The 16,727-nt window shown below is 52.0% G+C and carries 19 protein-coding genes and 1 pseudogene; 4 read left to right on the plus strand and 16 right to left on the minus strand.

What is annotated here, in order from left to right; translation table 11 throughout:
- The 12 genes and pseudogenes from Q7V48_00885 to Q7V48_00940 form a co-directional block, all read right to left on the minus strand.
- Positions 1-344 (minus strand): Ldh family oxidoreductase (locus tag Q7V48_00885; GenBank protein MDO9209296.1); only part of this gene is annotated, 344 nt, incomplete at its 3' end.
- Between the two features lie 63 nt (positions 345-407).
- The gene (locus tag Q7V48_00890) at positions 408-641 is read right to left on the minus strand and encodes a MoaD/ThiS family protein (GenBank protein ID MDO9209297.1); all 234 of its coding nucleotides are present in this window, start codon (positions 639-641) and stop codon (positions 408-410) included.
- Positions 642-660: 19 nt separating this feature from the next.
- A complete protein-coding gene (locus Q7V48_00895) occupies positions 661-2,493 on the minus strand; it encodes an aldehyde ferredoxin oxidoreductase family protein (GenBank protein MDO9209298.1) in 1,833 nt (610 codons plus the stop codon).
- A gap of 235 nt (positions 2,494-2,728) precedes the next feature.
- Positions 2,729-2,866, minus strand: coding sequence for a DUF6282 family protein (locus tag Q7V48_00900; protein ID MDO9209299.1), 138 nt, complete (start codon positions 2,864-2,866; stop codon positions 2,729-2,731).
- 168 nt (positions 2,867-3,034) lie between these two features.
- The gene (locus Q7V48_00905; GenBank protein MDO9209300.1) at positions 3,035-4,270 is read right to left on the minus strand and encodes a PDDEXK nuclease domain-containing protein; all 1,236 of its coding nucleotides are present in this window, start codon (positions 4,268-4,270) and stop codon (positions 3,035-3,037) included.
- Positions 4,267-5,106 (minus strand): annotated as a pseudogene (locus Q7V48_00910) (site-specific DNA-methyltransferase). Before Q7V48_00910 ends, Q7V48_00905 begins: the two are co-directional and overlap by 4 nt.
- Positions 5,107-5,679: 573 nt before the next feature.
- Positions 5,680-7,113: a 4-hydroxyphenylacetate 3-hydroxylase N-terminal domain-containing protein gene (locus Q7V48_00915; protein MDO9209301.1), complete on the minus strand. Its 1,434-nt coding sequence runs from the start codon at positions 7,111-7,113 to the stop codon at positions 5,680-5,682.
- 167 nt (positions 7,114-7,280) lie between these two features.
- Entirely contained in the window at positions 7,281-7,811 is a 531-nt protein-coding gene (locus Q7V48_00920) for a 2-oxoacid:acceptor oxidoreductase family protein (protein MDO9209302.1), read from the minus strand.
- A complete protein-coding gene (locus Q7V48_00925; GenBank protein ID MDO9209303.1) occupies positions 7,808-8,641 on the minus strand; it encodes a thiamine pyrophosphate-dependent enzyme in 834 nt (277 codons plus the stop codon). The genes Q7V48_00920 and Q7V48_00925 overlap by 4 nt, the downstream gene beginning before the upstream one ends.
- The gene (locus Q7V48_00930) at positions 8,638-9,792 is read right to left on the minus strand and encodes a 2-oxoacid:acceptor oxidoreductase subunit alpha (GenBank protein ID MDO9209304.1); all 1,155 of its coding nucleotides are present in this window, start codon (positions 9,790-9,792) and stop codon (positions 8,638-8,640) included. Before Q7V48_00930 ends, Q7V48_00925 begins: the two co-directional genes overlap by 4 nt.
- Positions 9,789-10,028: a ferredoxin family protein gene (locus Q7V48_00935; GenBank protein MDO9209305.1), complete on the minus strand. Its 240-nt coding sequence runs from the start codon at positions 10,026-10,028 to the stop codon at positions 9,789-9,791. Before Q7V48_00935 ends, Q7V48_00930 begins: the two co-directional genes overlap by 4 nt.
- Complete coding sequence (locus Q7V48_00940) at positions 10,021-10,698, minus strand: GntR family transcriptional regulator (protein ID MDO9209306.1); 678 nt, start codon at positions 10,696-10,698, stop codon at positions 10,021-10,023. Before Q7V48_00940 ends, Q7V48_00935 begins: the two co-directional genes overlap by 8 nt.
- Before the next feature lie 885 nt (positions 10,699-11,583).
- Here Q7V48_00940 and Q7V48_00945 point away from each other — a divergent pair.
- From Q7V48_00945 to Q7V48_00955, 3 genes are all read left to right on the plus strand, one after another.
- On the plus strand, positions 11,584-11,925 hold the full coding sequence (locus Q7V48_00945) for an RNA-binding protein (protein ID MDO9209307.1): 342 nt from the start codon (positions 11,584-11,586) through the stop codon (positions 11,923-11,925).
- Between the two features lie 54 nt (positions 11,926-11,979).
- Positions 11,980-12,153: an SEC-C metal-binding domain-containing protein gene (locus tag Q7V48_00950; GenBank protein MDO9209308.1), complete on the plus strand. Its 174-nt coding sequence runs from the start codon at positions 11,980-11,982 to the stop codon at positions 12,151-12,153.
- A 239-nt stretch (positions 12,154-12,392) separates the two neighbouring features.
- Positions 12,393-12,827 carry a type II 3-dehydroquinate dehydratase gene (locus tag Q7V48_00955; GenBank protein MDO9209309.1) on the plus strand — a complete coding sequence of 145 codons (435 nt, stop codon included), beginning with the start codon at positions 12,393-12,395 and terminating at the stop codon, positions 12,825-12,827.
- Positions 12,828-12,889: 62 nt separating this feature from the next.
- Here the strand turns inward: Q7V48_00955 and Q7V48_00960 are convergent, their stop codons facing one another.
- Positions 12,890-13,021, minus strand: coding sequence for a hypothetical protein (locus Q7V48_00960; protein MDO9209310.1), 132 nt, complete (start codon positions 13,019-13,021; stop codon positions 12,890-12,892).
- Positions 13,022-13,106: 85 nt separating this feature from the next.
- Between Q7V48_00960 and Q7V48_00965 the strand changes: the two genes are divergently transcribed.
- Positions 13,107-13,526 carry a PAS domain S-box protein gene (locus tag Q7V48_00965; GenBank protein ID MDO9209311.1) on the plus strand — a complete coding sequence of 140 codons (420 nt, stop codon included), beginning with the start codon at positions 13,107-13,109 and terminating at the stop codon, positions 13,524-13,526.
- 149 nt (positions 13,527-13,675) lie between these two features.
- On the opposite strand, the gene Q7V48_00970 is transcribed toward Q7V48_00965, so the two are convergent.
- The 3 genes from Q7V48_00970 to Q7V48_00980 form a co-directional block, all read right to left on the minus strand.
- The gene (locus Q7V48_00970) at positions 13,676-14,179 is read right to left on the minus strand and encodes a 3-isopropylmalate dehydratase small subunit (protein ID MDO9209312.1); all 504 of its coding nucleotides are present in this window, start codon (positions 14,177-14,179) and stop codon (positions 13,676-13,678) included.
- Between the two features lie 23 nt (positions 14,180-14,202).
- Positions 14,203-15,456 carry a 3-isopropylmalate dehydratase large subunit gene (locus Q7V48_00975; protein ID MDO9209313.1) on the minus strand — a complete coding sequence of 418 codons (1,254 nt, stop codon included), beginning with the start codon at positions 15,454-15,456 and terminating at the stop codon, positions 14,203-14,205.
- A gap of 95 nt (positions 15,457-15,551) precedes the next feature.
- Positions 15,552-16,727 (minus strand): tripartite tricarboxylate transporter permease (locus Q7V48_00980; protein MDO9209314.1); only part of this gene is annotated, 1,176 nt, incomplete at its 5' end.

Consider the following 16,727-nt stretch of genomic DNA (forward strand, 5'->3'; position numbering starts at 1 on the left):
ACCCACCCGATGCCGTATTCCTCCGCCTTTTTGATAGCTCTTTCCATACAGCGGTAGGCCACAATGTGTCCCATGGAGCCATGAGCTTCCATGAAGGCGGTTGCCCCTTTTTCTTTGACCGCCGTAAGCTGGCATTTCGCCCGTACGTATCCCTTCTGCAGTCTTTGGATATAGATCGGAAGCCGGGTCACACCGTGGGTTTCAATCCCCCGGAGATCGGAACGAACCAGAAGGTCCGCGACAATCTCTGCCTCTTCGGGGACCACGCCGGCTTTGATATAGGCTTGTTGACAAAAATTCTTTAAATCTTCGAATGCGACCCTTTGAAAATCATTCTGCCCCATAAAATTTCCTTCCATAATTATTAGAACGCAGATTAGCGCAGATAAACGCAGAAAAAATTTTCTTTACCCCCCGGCTGCGGGTGCGAAAATAAACACCTCATCGCCATCTGCCAGCAGGGTAGAAGAGTTGGCCTGGTGCCCGTTTACTAAGATCATTTTTTCAACCTCAGCTGGAATCTTTATTTTATCCCCAAGCAGGCCTACGGTCGCATCCGGGTCCAATTCCAATTTGAAATTCTCTTTTTCCACCGGAGAATACTTGGCCAAATAACCAAAGAGCTGGACGTCGATCATCATAGGCTAAGCCGCCGTCGGATCAATTTAACCCAAGCTCCTTGAGCTTGTTTGCGGTGGGAATGCCTTCCCTGCTCCAGCCTCGCTCCAGGTAATACTCATCCAGCATTTCCTCGAGATGGACAACTTTCCCCTTGGCCGGCCCATCCGGTAGCGGCTCGTGGGTCAGCCGGTGGGGCAAGCTGTCATCTTGGCGGGAAAAACCGGCTTTGTGCAAGAATAGCCGTTCGGCGTTCCAGATCCGTTCGCCGGCTTTTACCAGTTCACCAAGCGAATATTCGGCGCCGGTAACGGCGTTCAGATATTCCAGGATACCATCCGGAAGAACTTCCAATTCCGGCCGCAGAAGGTTCCGTACGGTGAAAAAGAGGCAGAGTCCGGCAGAGTCGATGATACTGAAAACGTCCTGCCAGAGTTTGACGAGCCGGGCCTTGCCTTTCCATTCATGGGGATCGACGGGCTTGGGAATCCCGACCATTTCGCAATAGGCCATATGCGCCCGGCAGTGGGAGCCGCCGATAGGTGAAGTGGCATAATTCAGGCCCTGGGCTTGAAGGCCCCTGGGGTCATAACCAGGCAACTCCAGCCGCTTGGAAACCATGGCCAGTTCCGGATGGCCATAGCGTTGCGCCAATCGGTAGCTGCCTTCGGCCAATTCATTGCCAAAACCTTCCCGCAGGCCGGTCATCCTTACCAATTCAACCAATTTCCGGCCGTCGCCCCAGGGAAGCGGTCCGCCGCTTCGCTCTGCCGTTAGAAAACCGCGGTCGAAAAGCTCCATGGCGCAGGCGATGGTCGCCCCCATGGTCATCGTGTCCAATCCCAGATCGTTGCATAAATAATTGGCTTTGGTTATGGCGGCGAGGTTATCGACCATACAGAGGGCCCCCAGAGCAAAAGCGGTTTCATACTCGGGCCCCTCTCCTTCCCCTTCAAAACCTGGCTCCTCGACTTTGGTGAACCGGCCGCATGAGATGGGGCAGGCCCAGCAGGCTACAGTCTTTTGGAGGTATTTTTCGGTCAGGGTTTGACCCGTGATGGCTTGCCAGCCGTTAAACGTGCCCTGCTGAAAATTCTTCGTCGGCAAAACCCCGTATTTCTGGGTAAGAGGGGTCATCACCCCAATTGTGCCGTGTTGACTCAAAGGAGAAGGAGCGGCCTTCGCCGCCTGGGTGAACTTGGTCATGACCCGATTTTGGATTTCCTTGAAACGCGCCTGGTCGGCTACGGGGACGAGGCCTTCTCCCCGGACCACGACCGCTTTGAGGTTTTTGGACCCCATAACCGCCCCCACGCCTGAACGACCGGCTGCCCGGTATCTGTCGTTCATAATGGCGGCAAACAAAACCAACTTTTCCCCTGCGGGTCCTATGCAGGCCACCCGAGCTTTGGGGTCCGTCTCGCTAAGCAATAGGTCGGTGGTTTCCGGAACCATCTTACCCCAAAGGTGATCTGCTGGCTTCAGTTCGGCCCGCCCCTTATCGATCCATAGATAGACCGGGGTGGACGCCCGGCCGGTGACTATTAAAGCATCGAAACCCGCCCTTTTCAACTCCTTGGGAAACTGTCCGCCCGAGTTCGAGCAGGTAAGGGCTCCGGTTAGCGGGCCTTTGGTCATGACCATATAGCGGGCGGCGGTCGGGGCGGAAGTACCGGTCAACGGGCCGGTAGCCATAATCAGCATATTTTCAGGAGACAAAGGGTCGATCCTGGGGTCGACCTCTTTATTCAGGTAATAGATGCCCAGGCCGCGGCCGCCAATGTAATCTTTGGCCACCTTCCCATCTAAATTCTCTTCCTTCAGCTCACCCTTCGTCAGATCAACCCGCAGGATCTTTCCCCGCCATCCATACATTTCCGTCTCCTTTCGGTATTCAATCCCAATGGATCAAACGTTAAATTTAATAGGACGCAGATTTACGCAGATAACCACCGAAATAAAAAAGACGCTATGCGCATAGCGCTAAGCGCTAAGCGACTTTCTGTGTACATCCGTGTCCAAAAAGGAATTTCCTATACAATTAAATTATCCGCCTTAAATATTCACAAGGTATGATGGATTATCCTGGAACGTCATCTTTAGAGGTTCTTTAAAACGACTCCTTTCCATCCAAAATTTTTAGCCCCCCGGCAGCTTCTACATGATCCACGAGCCGGGGAAACAAGCTGGGCGCTGAATGAATATGCATATCCACCGCCCCCTGCAAGATTTCTAAATCTTCGCGCATTTTGGTATCCTCCTTACTTCGTATTCTTTATATTTAGTTCTCCGACCCAACAAAGAAGTTGAAGCGGTAGGCAAGACGGACATAACTTATGAATCCGCCCATCAAGCTCGTCCTGCTGATACCAGTGGTAACGACTCAACCGCCCTGCAATCGCAAAAACATGGCGGTTCATGTTTTCCTCCCGGGGTTGGAAATCGGGCCCAATTGCCTTAATTCACGCCGCAGCTCCGCCCGGAGCTCTGCCTCCGTCGGAAGGTACAATTTATACCGGCTTGCGAAGATTTTTTTCTCCTGGTCCGGCCCGAGGGTATAGCGGACGACAGCATCATTCTTATCCGTGCAAAGGATCAGCCCCAGCGTGGGATTATCTCCCTCCGTCCGGCGCTCGCGATCGTAGTAATTGACATACAATTGGATTTGGCCCAGATCCTGATGAGCCAGCTTGCCGACCTTGAGATCAATGAGCACGAAGCACTTGAGGACCGTATGATAGAAGACCAGGTCGATGTAAAAGTGGTCGCCATCAAGGGTAATTCGCTCCTGACGGGAGACGAACGCGAACCCTTTGCCCAGTTCCAGCAGAAACGTCTGAAGGTTGTTGATCAGAGCCTGTTCCAGATCCGACTCCACGAGTTTCGGTACCTCAGGCATTCCGAGGAACTCCATGACAACTGGATCTTTGAAAGCATCGATGGGCCTTTGTATCTCTTGACCCTTCTTCGCCAGCCGCATCAGGCCTTTCTTATCTTTGCTCAGGGCCAGCCTTTCATACAGCAGGCTGTTGATCTGCCGTTCCAGTTCGCGGGCCGACCAATTGTTCCGAATGGCCTCGATCTCGTAGAAGGCTCGGGCTTCTTCCTTATCTACACGCAGGAGGGTTCGATAATGGGTCCAGGACAGATTGGGGTGGAGTCGGCCGGGTTGCCAAGATTGGCCACGCAGTGCGTGGCCAATTTCAAGACCAGGCGAAACAGAAGGCGCGGTCGATTTCCGAGGCAATGCATCGGGAATGCCAACCACACTAGATTTTCCACGCAGCGCGTGGACTTTTTCCGTCGCCTCGAATTCTCTCCCTGTAGATTGGCCACGCAGAGCGTGGCCAATCTCAGTATTACCGACCAGCCTGGAATAGGTCAGATAAAACTGCCGGATATACTTCAAGCTCTGAATGGAATAACCACTTCCATAATCCCGTGTCAGATTCTCCGATAACTCAGCGATCAACTGCTCGCCATAATTTGCCCGCCGTTCTCCTTTTTGCTCCTCCTCAACGATTTCCCGCCCGACAAGCCAATTGGCCATAACCTGCGCGGTGTTCACCGATCGCGCGGCAGTAAGGCGCGCCGATTCGAGAATCTGCCGGATTCGCAGGTACACATCTTTGTTTTTAACGGGATGCTTCATAGCTCAAGCTCCATCTGACCCGGTTTGGGCGGCGCTTTGGGCAGGTTCTCGACCCTTAGGCTGTAATCGTCATGGCTCCATTCGCAGCGGGCAAGCACCGCCTTCGGGATCTTCTTCACCGTTAAGTTGGGGTAACGGTCGGCCTTGCCCCGAAAGGCGGAGCAAAGGACGAGAAGCGTGCGCTGGTACCCTACGTCATCACTCAATTGTTGGAGCTGCTCATGGCTTAGTTTTTGCGTAGTCACATAAATGAAATCCCGCTCCGTGGAATGGCCATGCTGCCAATAGACAGCGTCGCTCGGCGAATAGACAAACCCCTCCAGCTTGCAAACCGCCTCAGCCAGCATGGCGGCATTGAACTCCTTACTGATCACCCAGTTCCCCCACTTGTCCTTTTCCAGGAGCGAAGGCGCGAGGCGGTAATAGCGGAATCCACCCCCACCCTTCCAGTCCACCGCTTTGGTGATGCCTCCAGGGTCCTGCCCATCAATCACCTTCTTGAGCCGCGGAATAATGTGCGTATGGCAATGCTCCCCCAACTCCACCATAATCCAGCGCCGCCCCATCTTGTGAGCGACCGCGCCGGTGGTACCGGAACCGGCGAAGGAATCAAGGACTAAGTCACCTTTTTTGGTTGAAAGCTCTATTACCCTCCTCAAAAGTTGCTCTGGTTTTTTCCCTTTGGGAAAGTCAACTCCACCTTCTTTGGCAATCCCTTCCCACGAAATATCGGTCCAAATATCTGTAATAGTTTCGCCGGGAAGACGTTTACCATCGATTTCTACAAGTCTTTCATCGCAAAAAAGTACCCGCTCTCCACCAATAAAGTAGTAGTCCATGTCATCGTTAGGGTGCCTGAAGACTTTATCCCTTTCGTTTTCCGATTTTTTCAGAGTTCCGAGCCGTTTCTGGCGCGCCCCTCCCGTAACGGATGCCGATCTGAACACGCGATCTGCTTTATTTATGGCGTATTCAGATACCTCCCTTGAAAAGGCTTCTTCTCCCATCGATTTCTTTGCCATTCTCGAAGATGCATAACCAAGATTTTTTGCAACTACTTCGTTAATAGATTGCCATTCCCAATCCTTATAGCTCTTTTTCCGATCTTTAAGGACACTCCTAATAATGCCTTGAAATTTTTAAAATTCTTCTCTCAGGAAAAGCCTACATTACGATAGGAATATACAAAATTGGCCATGGTGAGTCAAGGTGAATGCAAAATTTAAAAGGGAGTGCCGGCACCTTTAAAGGTGCCGGCTTTTTCATCGGAGGTAATGCGCCGATTTCGGATTGTCTATAGTGAACGAAAAAAGAAAGTTGTCATAGCAAGCTCGGCATTCCCTGGAGAAATCCCCCCAACCTCCTTTTATGCAAAGGAGGCAAGGGGGAATTTTGTATCGATCGCGTTCTTATTCAATCCCGGCCAAACGCTTGGCGCAGTTCTTCCTGGCGTTCAAATCCGATTCCCGCATGATGGTCAGCCGGTGGGCGGCCGGGGATCCGCCGCCATGAAGATCAGAAACGGTATCGGCACTCTCCATGGCTAACTTCTCCACTAAGCGCAGCATCTTAATCCGGTTCTCCACCGGAACGCCAACGGCCCCCTGTAAATATTTCTTCAATAACCCGCCCACCTCGGCATTGTTAAAATCCCGGTCCGAGGGCAAATCAGCCACATAACCGCCGGCGATGTCGACCAGCAGGCGAATCATCTCGGACATCTGTTTGCCTTCGTGGATTTTGGAAGCATTGGCCAAGACCGAATTGATGAAATAGGTGCCTGAAGCCTCTTTCTTCCCTTCATAAGAGGCGGCCAAGCTGCAGCCATAGAGGGTTTCCGCCATATGGATCATGTCGATGATCTTTTCCTTGTGGTGGGTCACTTTCGAAGTTCCATTATAGTCCATCATCACGAGGGCGGCGCCGGTCATAGCATCGACCTTGCCCGCTTTGCAGCCGCCATGCGACTGGCGATGGAAAGCCGAAAACCGGTTGACGATTTCCCCGGTATATTCGATCTCCCCGCACATGAAAACCCGCTCCCAGGGTACGAATACTTCATCGTAGATGACCGTCGGGCAGTACTTGCTGTACCGGATGTTGCCGCAGTCCACGCCCTCGATTTCGCGGGTGTCCATGGTGTTCCGGCCGACGACATGAATGACCCCCTTGGTGTCAGCAGGAATTGCAAAGGCAACGGCATAATCTTCGTCTCCCTTTCCCATCGCCCGGGTCGGAAGCACGATCAGTTCGTGGGCACTTAAGGAGCCGGTTTGATGCACCTTGGCCCCTTTTACGACAATGCCATCTTTGGTTTTCTCCGTCACCCGAAGATATAGGTCCTTGTCGGGCTGTTCGTGGGGAGCTAAACTGCGATCTCCCTTCACATCCGTCACGCTGGCATTAGCCGTGAAGTCGTTCTTCTGCATGTACCTCAAGAAATCCAGAAAACGGTTGTAATAGGGTGTGCCGTGTTTTTTGTCAATATCGAAAGTAACGATGGAGAGGGCAGCCATACAGTCCAGGCCAGTGCAGCGTTGATGGCACGTTCCCACATAGGCCCCGAGGATGCGGTTAATCTTCACCCGGGCCACCAAATCTTCGATGGACTGCGGCAGCAGGGTAAACCGGTTGATCCGCTCTCCGGTGAAGGGAGATACCGTCGTCAACAGATCCCGGTATTTTTCCAAGTTGGCCAGTTCATAAGTAGCGCCGGTGGAGTTGATCCCCCCCCGAATCCTCGGGTTATCCACCACATTTTCAACTCTCGCGCCGAACATGTAGGCAGTGGGCTTCATTTTTCTCAAACTCTCTAAGTATTCCGGAAATGTTTTAACAGCCATGTTTCACCCTCCTGTTTTTCAATGGAATGGGACGCGGATCTTCGCAGATTCACGCGGATTATTATATTACTTTTAGAAATAAATCTTTCCCCCTACGCTCTACACCCTACACCCTTTAAGTGGTAATATCCTGCAAATCTGCATTTATCTGCGTCCTAAAAATTATTTTAAACTTTAAACTCCAGCCCCCGGCGAAAAGCTTTGAGGTTCAGGGTCTTGGCTTGGGGAGGCACACTGGCCTCAATCGCTTTCTCCATGGCCGGCACCGAAAGGATGCCGGTTTTTTTGATCAGCGCCCCCAGAATGATCAGGTTGGCCACTACGATGTTGCCCTCTTGCTCGGCCATGCTGGTTGCAGGAACTTTCAGGACCTGATAATCGCCGGGGTTAACCTCCTGTACCAGGTCAGAATCGATCACCAATATTCCGTTGGGCTTAATTTTATGCAGGTGTCTATTCACCGCATCTTCAGCCAGAGCGATCAGGATGTCCGGCCTCCGGACCTGGGGATCCGTTATAGGATCACCGGATAGGATCACTTCGGCTTTGGCCATCCCGCCTCTTTGCTCGGAACTGTAGGCCTGCGTCTGCACCGCTTTTTTATTGTCAAAAAGAGTGGCGGCGGTTCCCAGGAGAATTCCCGCCAGGATCACCCCTTGTCCACCCACTCCCCCGATCAGGATCTCCGTTCGCTTCATTCTTTCACTCCATAGGCTTTGGCCTTCATCTTCATGATTTCCTCGACCATTTCGGGCTTTTCCTTATTCACCAGCTCCCCGACCACAATCCTTTCCTGCAGCTCCTCCTCGGAAAGTTTGGCCGCTTCCTTCACGGAGATGGCCTTCTCTTTATACTCCCGCAGCATCTGAACCGAACTGCCCGAGCCCGTCTTTTTCCCAAATTGAACCGGGCACTGGGTGATGACTTCCAGGAAAGAGAAGCCTTTCTTCTGGATCGCTTTCTTGAGCGTGGTGGTGATCTGCCTGGGGTGGTAGGTAGTCCACCGCGAAACAAAAGAAGCCCCGGCCGCCATCACCAGATGGGCAATGTCGAAGGGGTTTTCAAAAGTACCATAGGGTGTCGTTGTCGTTTTCAGCCCCATGGGCGTAGTGGGGGCGGCCTGTCCTCCGGTCATGCCATAAATGCTGTTATTGAGGCAAACTACGATCATCTCTATATTGCGCCGGGCATTATGGATGAGGTGGTTGCCACCGATGGCCGCCAGGTCCCCATCGCCGCTGATCACCATGACTTTCTTTTCCGGCAGTCCCATCTTGATGCCCAAACCAAAAGCGATGGGCCGGCCGTGGGTCGTGTGCAGAACATCGGCGTTGAAAAAGGGGCTGGGAATCCAGGCCGAGCAGCCGATCCCGGATACAAAAATAAAATCATCCAAGTCCATGGATAATTCGTCAATGGCCCGGAGGATGGCCTGAGCAACGATGCCATTGCCACATCCAGGACAATTGGTGGTCGAGGTGACGGAAGGACGGATAAACCGATGCAGAGGGTGAACCAATTCACTCATGGAATTACCTCGCGGATCTTTTTCAGGATATTTTCCGGATCATGAATTTCCCCGAGGACGCGGGGCGGCAGGAAATAAACATCGGCGTAATGGGCCGCGGCTGCTTTGATATAAGGATAGAGCTGACCCAGGTTGTTTTCCAGAACAATTACCTTTTTGGCCTTCTTCGCCATGGATTCGATTTCTTCTTCCGGAAAGGGCCAGGCAGTGATTATCCGCAGGGTTCCCACCGGCAGCCCTTCCTCCTTCGCCCGCATAGCCGCCATCGAAACGGCCCGGGAGACAGCCCCATAAGAGACCAAAACGACTTCTGCGTCCTGATAATTTTTTTCAACCTGAATGATTTCATGCTGGTGTTTTAGAATCTTGTTACTCAGCATCCGTACAAAGTGGTCCAACGCGGAAAGATCGCTCAGATTGCGTTTCCCGTATTCATCATGGCAGGAACTGGTTACATGGGCCTTAAATCCCCTTCCGAAGATCGGCATGGGGGCCACATCTTCGTCGAGAAATCCTTTAATTTTTTGAGGATCAGCCCCGGGTTCCGGAATTTTCCGGTATACGGCCTCGATCTGGTCCGAATCCGGGATGACTACCTCCTCTCGCATATGCCCTACGAAAGCATCGGAGAGGATGAAAACCGGCGTGCGGTACTTTTCGGCATAGTTGAAAGCCAACACCGTATGGTCGAACATCTCCTGCGGGGAGGAAGGGCAGAGGGCGATGATCTCATAATCTCCATGGGAGCCGCGTTTGGCTTGAACCATGTCCCCGGCTACCCCTGCCGTAGGCATTCCCGTTGTTGGGGCCCCTCTCTGTACGTTGACAATGACGCAGGGAGTTTCCACCCCCACGGCAAAGCCAATATTTTCCAGCATCAGGCTGATGCCCGGACCGGAAGTGGCCGTCATAACCTTCTTTCCTGTCCAGGAGGCCCCGATGATGGCGGCTATGGAGCTGATTTCGTCTTCCATCTGCAGAAACACTCCCCCCACCTGGGGAAGCCTCTCGGCCAGGCGGTTGGCGATCTCCGTGGCCGGCGTTATCGGGTAACCGGCGGCCAATTCGCAACCGGCGGCAATGGCCCCTTCAGCGCAGGCCGTGTTTCCCATCATGAAATATTTTCCAGTCTGCACCCTTTTCCCCTTCATTTTTTTGCCCCTTTCCCCGCTTTTTTGGGCTCAACCGCAATCGCCAGATCCGGGCAATAAATCATGCAGTTCTGGCATTGAGTGCACGCCTCTTGTTGAGTGACCTGCGGGGGTCGGTACCCTTTCCGGTTCAAACTTTCGGAGGAAGAAAAAAGTTTTTTGGGGCAGACTTCCATGCAAATGCCGCACTCCTCTACCCCCTTGCAAAGCTCTCGATAAATACGGATTTCAGCCAAAGTCTCTCTCCTTTGATTTCCCAAGCCGGCCCCTGGTTCCTTTCAGCTGGGCCAAATAACTTTTTTTGGAATAGGTCAGATGCTTTACAATCAGCTTTTCCAGTTGAGATGCATTTTTCGCTTCGATAGCGTCGATAATCTGGCGATGCTCCTGGATCGATTGTTCAATACGATCGGGCAAAGACCAGGCATTGTAGCCGACGATGTGGGCTTTGGTCTTTAGATAGTTAATCATGTCATACAGGTATTGGTTCCGGCAGATTTTGAAAATGGCCCGGTGAAATTCCGAATCTTTTTCAATCATTTGATCCGTCTTACGGCGCAGGTGGCTTTCGACTCCCTTGGAAAGCTGCTTTAAGCTTTGAATCTCATCCGGACGGATATTCTTAATCACCAGCCGGGCCGCCAGCTTTTCAATGGCCACCCTAACAAAATATATTTCTTCAACCTCCTCCACAGTCAGGTCAGCCACCATCGCCCCCCGGTAGGGCATGGTCCGGACAAGTCCTTTGGCCTCCAGCTTTTTCAGCGCCTCCCGGATCACGGTGCGGCTGCCCCCGAGCCGGGAAATCAGGTCCATCTCAATGAGGCGCTCGCGGGGCTTGAGCTGGCCGGAGAGAATAGCTCCCTCCAGTTCCCTGGCAACTTTCGTGGAAATAACGCTTGACATACGGTTGGCGGTTACTATAAGAAACCCAATTGGCGTTTTTTTAGTACAACATTGTATACAATTTTAATATCTTTTTGTCAATTTTTTTTTAAACCTCTGGTCAACTTCTTTAACCTTTTTTCCTGGTGCCCGAATGTGTTCCTTTCAAACCTTCTTGCGCCCTCTTAGCATCTTAGCAAACGAGAGCAGGTTGCTCTTAAGATTTAAGAAAAGAGGTGTTTTGCATTCAGCATATTTTTTAAGAGAGTCGTTCTGATTTTCCTATGACTACAAACGAATGGAGGTCTCTGGTATATTGAGTTAGGACAGGGTTTTAATCAGGAGGCATGGGAAAACAACTTGCCCACCCCCATTTTAAAATGGTGACTTTTTATCCCGGGCGGTAGGCCGGTCCCGGCGGGGAGGGCCCCTGGCTTGGCCAAATGAGGCAGCATTCCTTCCATGGGATACGGTGGGAAAGGGACTAAAAATCTGTGACCAATCAGTTTCTGTAATCATCGATCCAGGAAAGTTTTCTTTCCCGTCTAAAATCCTCCGCCATTTCTGGTAGGGGGGGGAATAAGGGTTGTTCTGGGGCCGATTTTGCCGGCGCCTGGTACCCTCCCCACCCAGACTCCAACAAAAGTGGTTCTAAAAAACGGGGGGAGCAAGGGGGAAATAACAATTGACATCATTGCCCAAAAAATTGTAGGATTATTTATTCGAGTCGTAAAGAGTTTAGGGTTGAAATAAAAAAGCCGTGAAGCTCTTGAAAGCTTTCGCGGCTTTTTTATTGGGAGCAATCCGGCCCCTCTCCTGTGCAACCTGCAGAATTACGGAGAATTTTTAATTCAACCTATCCTCATTGGATGAGGGGTGGGGAAGGAAAAACCAAGGGAGGTTGATATGAATAAGAACCTATACGTGGGAAACCTATCTATTGAAGTCACGGAAGAAGACCTGAAAGCCAATTTTTCCGAAGTAGGAAAGGTCGTATCCGTTACCCTCATCAAGGATAAGTACACCGGACTGAATAGAGGGTTCGGGTTTGTAGAGATGGAAACTGAAAAGGAAGCTCAAGAAGCCATCCAGAAATTCAATGGCGGAAGTCTTCTTGGAAACACCATCACCGTCAACGAAGCCCGTCCTAAAAAGGATCAGGGAGGCCCGAGACCCGGTAGTAGCAACCGCGGTGGCGAGGGTGGCGGGTTCAGGGGAGGCCGGGGCGGAGGCGGCCGAAGATATTAAACCGGTCGCGGATTGCCAATAACAGAATGCCCATTGGAGATGCTCAATAGAAAGATGAAAATACTGGAACGTTTTTTCAACAACAAACAAACCGAAAGAAAAAAGGAAGATCTGGGCCGCAATGAGGTCTGCTGGTGCGGCAGCGGAAAGAAATATAAGCGCTGTCATCTGGAAACAGATGCGCATAAAAGTCGGATGAAAAGCGGCTCGGGGCGAAGAGGGATGTAGAGTCTGCTCGGTTCTCCCCTTTTGCTTTTCGTCGTTGTCTTATTCCTTTCTCGGTTACCTCCCTTAAATGAGTTTCATACGACCCCTTACCTTCCCCTCTCTCCCTTTCCAGGGGGAGAGGATAAAGGTTTTTCTTTTCTCTTGGAACACGGCTTCCAATTGCATTAGAAAAAATGAGATTGAAAAATTGAAAAGTCCTGTTATAAAATCTTTTTGAATGCAAAAGAAAGGAGCGCAATATGCCCAAAATTCTTCTCATCCAGGGAAGCAACATGAATTTGTTGGGGATCCGGCAGCCGGAGATTTACGGGACGACCACAGCAGCAGAATTGGACAAAATGATGCAGGACTATGCCAAGGCCAAAAAGTTCGACCTGGAAATTTTCTATACGAACTCCGAGGGCGAGTGTATTGACCGCATTATCAAAGCTTACTATGATAAGATTGATGTCCTGGTGATGAACCCGGGAGGGTTTACTTATGCCAGCCAATCCATCCGGGACACCATCAAAGGGGTTAAAATTCCTTACGTGGAAATTCATTTATCCAATCATTATGAAAGGGGCATTCATTCCGTGATCGCTCCTGCGGCCCAAGGTGTGATCATGGGATTGGGAATTCAGGTTTACTTCATCGGCCTGGATGCCGCTCTATACCTGGCCGAAAAAAGATAAAATATATACGGCATCGAAAAAAGTCAGGGGGTTGGCGAACCGTAAGAACTTTTTGGAAGGAACTATCCGGGTACATTTATCTGAATCCGATGAGCCCTGATGATCTGAACTTTGTTAACATTTCCCTGACCGTCCAGATTCAGGATAATGCCGGACATTACAGCCAGCCAACCGTCTTCCCTCTCTCCTTTCATCTTAAACTCAATCAATGTAAATCCTTTTTCTTTTTTTCGAACTCTCTTTAATCTCTCAAACATATCCATTCTAATGAAATCTTGTATGCTAATACCTTTGATCTCAAAAAATGAAGTAATCGGCGCTCTAAATTTTCAGTCTAAGAATTCGGATGCCTACACAGAGGCCGATGTGAAACTTTCCGAAAGGATCGGTGCTCAGATTGTCGGCGCCATTGCCAATTCCCAACTCTATGCTAAACAAAAGCAAGGAGAAGAGGCCCTTCGTTCGAGCGAGGAACGGTACCGCCTGCTGGTGGAAAATGCCCCGTTGGGGATTCTTTCCATTGACACCCAAGGTCAAATCATTGATGTCAACCCCGAATTATCGACCATGCTCGGTTCACCCTCCAAACAAGCCACCCAGGCCATTAATATGCTTACTTTTCCTCCTTTGGTGAAAACAGGCATCGCCGACCATTTCCGCTGCTGTTTGGAAACCGGAGAAGGAAGCCTTTTGACTTGAATGACCTGGCCCAAACCATCCGCCGAGCCCTGGATCATAAGATAAAAAAAGTTCTAAGCCGAAACCTGCAATTCTTGTAAATTTTTAGGGGCGGTGACAAAATTAGGTGAAATGAAATGGGTCAGTCCGGAAATTCATAAAAGAGGTTTCTACCCGTCGAGCTTTAGCCCACCGTGTTTTTTGATGTGTTCCACGAGTCCGCCATCGCCTATGATGGTACGCATTACGGGAGGCAAGGGAGGCGCTATCATTTCAACACCGGTGGTGAGGTCCTTTACCTGGCCCGTTGCCAGATTGAGTTCCAGCTCATCCCCTTCCCGAATCTGGTCAGTATCAATGATTAGGGTGGGCAATCCGGAATTAATGGCGTTGCGGAAGAATATCCGGGCATAGCTCTTGGCCAGCACGGCTCCAACCCCAGTGAGTTTGAGGATGATCGGCGCATGTTCCCGGCTGGAGCCGAGGCCAAAATTCTGACCCCCCACTACAATATCTCCCGCCTTTACACTGGCAGCGAACTCTGGCTTGACGTCGGCAAAACAGTGCTTGGCCAATTCCGGTAAATTGCTCCGCAGATGAAAGAATCTTCCAGGCGAAATGTGGTCGGTGGTGATTCCATCCCCCAATTTCCACGCCCTTCCTCTGATCGTCATGATTGAACCTCGCTCGTCTGTAATTAAAGAAATTCTCGCGGGTCGCTTAGTTGGCCGGCAATCGCCGTGGCGGCGGCGGTTGCGGGCGAAGCCAGGTAGATAAAGCCCCTGGGGTTTCCCATGCGCCCCTCAAAGTTCCTGTTTTGCGTTCCCACACAGATTTCCCCGTCAGCCAGCACCCCTTCATGCACGCCTACGCAAGGCCCACAGCCCGGGCCTGCCACGATGCCGCCCGCTTCGATCAGGGTTTGGAGGGTTCCGTCCCGCATGGCGTCCAAATAAACTTTTCGAGAGCTGAGGGCCACGATGAGCCTGGTCTCCGGGTGGACCCGGCGGCCTTTTAGGATTTGGGCAGCGCAATGAAGGTCTTCAAGGCGACCATTCGTACAGGTGCCGATGAAGACTTGATGCACCTTCACCTCCCCCACTTCGCGGATCGGCTTGACCTTATCCACGAAAGGGGGGCAGGCGACCACGGGTTCTATCCTGGACAGGTCAAATTCAAACTTGCGTTCGTAAGTGGCATCGGGATCGGGTGCAAGTTCCTGGTAATCTTTTTCCCTCTCGTGCTCCTGGAGAAAAAGCTTAGTCTGTTCGTCCGCAGGGAACAATCCTGCTTTGGCGCCGCACTCCACGGCCATATTGGCGATGGTAGCCCGGGCCGCTACACTTAAATTTTTCGTACCGGGGCCTAAAAATTCCAGGGCCTTGTAAGTTGCACCGTTGGCCCCGATCATTCCAATAAAATAAAGGATGAAGTCTTTCGTGTAAACCCCTTTGGCCAGGTTGCCTTTAAGGACGACCTGGAACGATTCAGGCACCCGCATCCAGGTATACCCGAAGGCCATGGCCACCGCAACATCGGTGGAGCCCATTCCTGTGGCAAAAGCGCCGAGAGCGCCCTGGGTGCAGCTGTGTGAATCCGCCCCCACGATTACATCCCCCGGCTTCGCATATTTCTCGCTGACGACATTATGCAAGATGCCTCCCCCGATGTCCGAAAGGATTGCCCCGGTCCGTTTGCAGAATGCCCGCAGAAGCTTATGGTCATTCGAATGCTCGAGCCGGGGGCTGGGGGAAGCATGGTCCAAAAAAATAGCGCTCCGCGCGGGGTCCTTTATTTTCTCAAGCCCCATCGCTTTCATCTGTTGAACGGTAAGCGGGCCCGTTCCGTCGTGAGCGTAAGCAAAATCCACGGTGGGGATGACGAATTCTCCCGCTTGCACATCGCGGCCCGCACGGGAGCCTAATATTTTTTCCGCCAGCGTCTTGCCCATCAACCTTCTCCTTTAAGAATCAATTCTTAACCAAGTGGCGATCCTTAAAACCATTGCCCCAGCCTCTTCTTCCAGGTTCATCAACTTGGCGGCCTTCAGGTTTTTTTCTGCCTGGCAAATACGGAAAGCCGGATGATCGGAGGCAGCACCAGCGCCAGGACAGCAAAGATGATCAGGACCATGGAGATGGGACGAGACCAGAAGCCCCAGATATTGCCCTCCAAAATGACCATGGACTGGCGAAGGGAGTTCTCCAGCATCCTGCCGAGAACCAGCCCCAGTACGACCGGCGCCGGCTCAAACTCAAACCGACGCATGAAGAAACCCAGCACCCCGAAAGCCAGCATGACCCAAACGTCATACACACTATTGCTTACAGCATAGGCTCCAATCACGCACAGAACCAGCACGATGGGAAGGACAATAGCGGGCCGCACCCGGGTTATGCTCGCGAAAACGCCGACCAAGGGTAGGTTCAAAATTAGCAAAATAACGTTCCCGATATACATGCTGGCGATGACCCCCCAGAATAGGTCGGGATGCTGCTGCATTAGGAGTGGACCCGGCACGACCCCGTGGATCATGAGCCCACCGAGTAGCACCGCGGTGGGCGGGGCAAAGGGCAGGCCTAAGGCCAGCAGGGGTACCAGTCCCCCGGCGGTTGCGGCGTTGTTGGCTGACTCCGGTCCGGCGACTCCTTCAATAGCCCCGTGGCCGAATTCTTCCGGGTGACGGGAGAATTTTCGTTCCACGGCATAGGAAACAAACGAGGACATCACTGCGGCCGGGCCGGGGATCAATCCTACCAGGAATCCGACTACTCCTCCTCGAAATATGGGGACCAAAGAACGGCGTAGGTCTTCGCGGTTGGGGTATAGGTCCCGGAAGCGGAACTTAAAAGCCTCCCAAGACTTCAACCGTTCCGCACACGAGCTTAGAATTTCGGCCACTCCGAAAAGTCCCATGGTAACCGGAACAAATTCGAACCCGCCGAACAGAGAGGACGATCCCATGCTGAAACGCGGGCGCCCTGAGATGGGATCCATTCCTACCGTAGCCAGCATAACCCCCAGAGTGGCCATAAGCAGCGCTTTCGGCGTTGACCGGCCACTCAGGTTCGATAATAAAAGAAGGCCCAACAACCCGATCCAAAAGAACTCGGGGGGGCCAAAATCCAGAGCGACATTCGCCAGGGTGGGTGCAAACAGGGTGAGCCCCAGGACTCCTAAGGTGCCGGCGACGAAAGAGCCGATTGCTGCGATCGACAATGC

Source organism: Deltaproteobacteria bacterium (assembly GCA_030654105.1).
Taxonomy (GTDB): Bacteria; Desulfobacterota; SM23-61; order SM23-61; family SM23-61; genus JAHJQK01.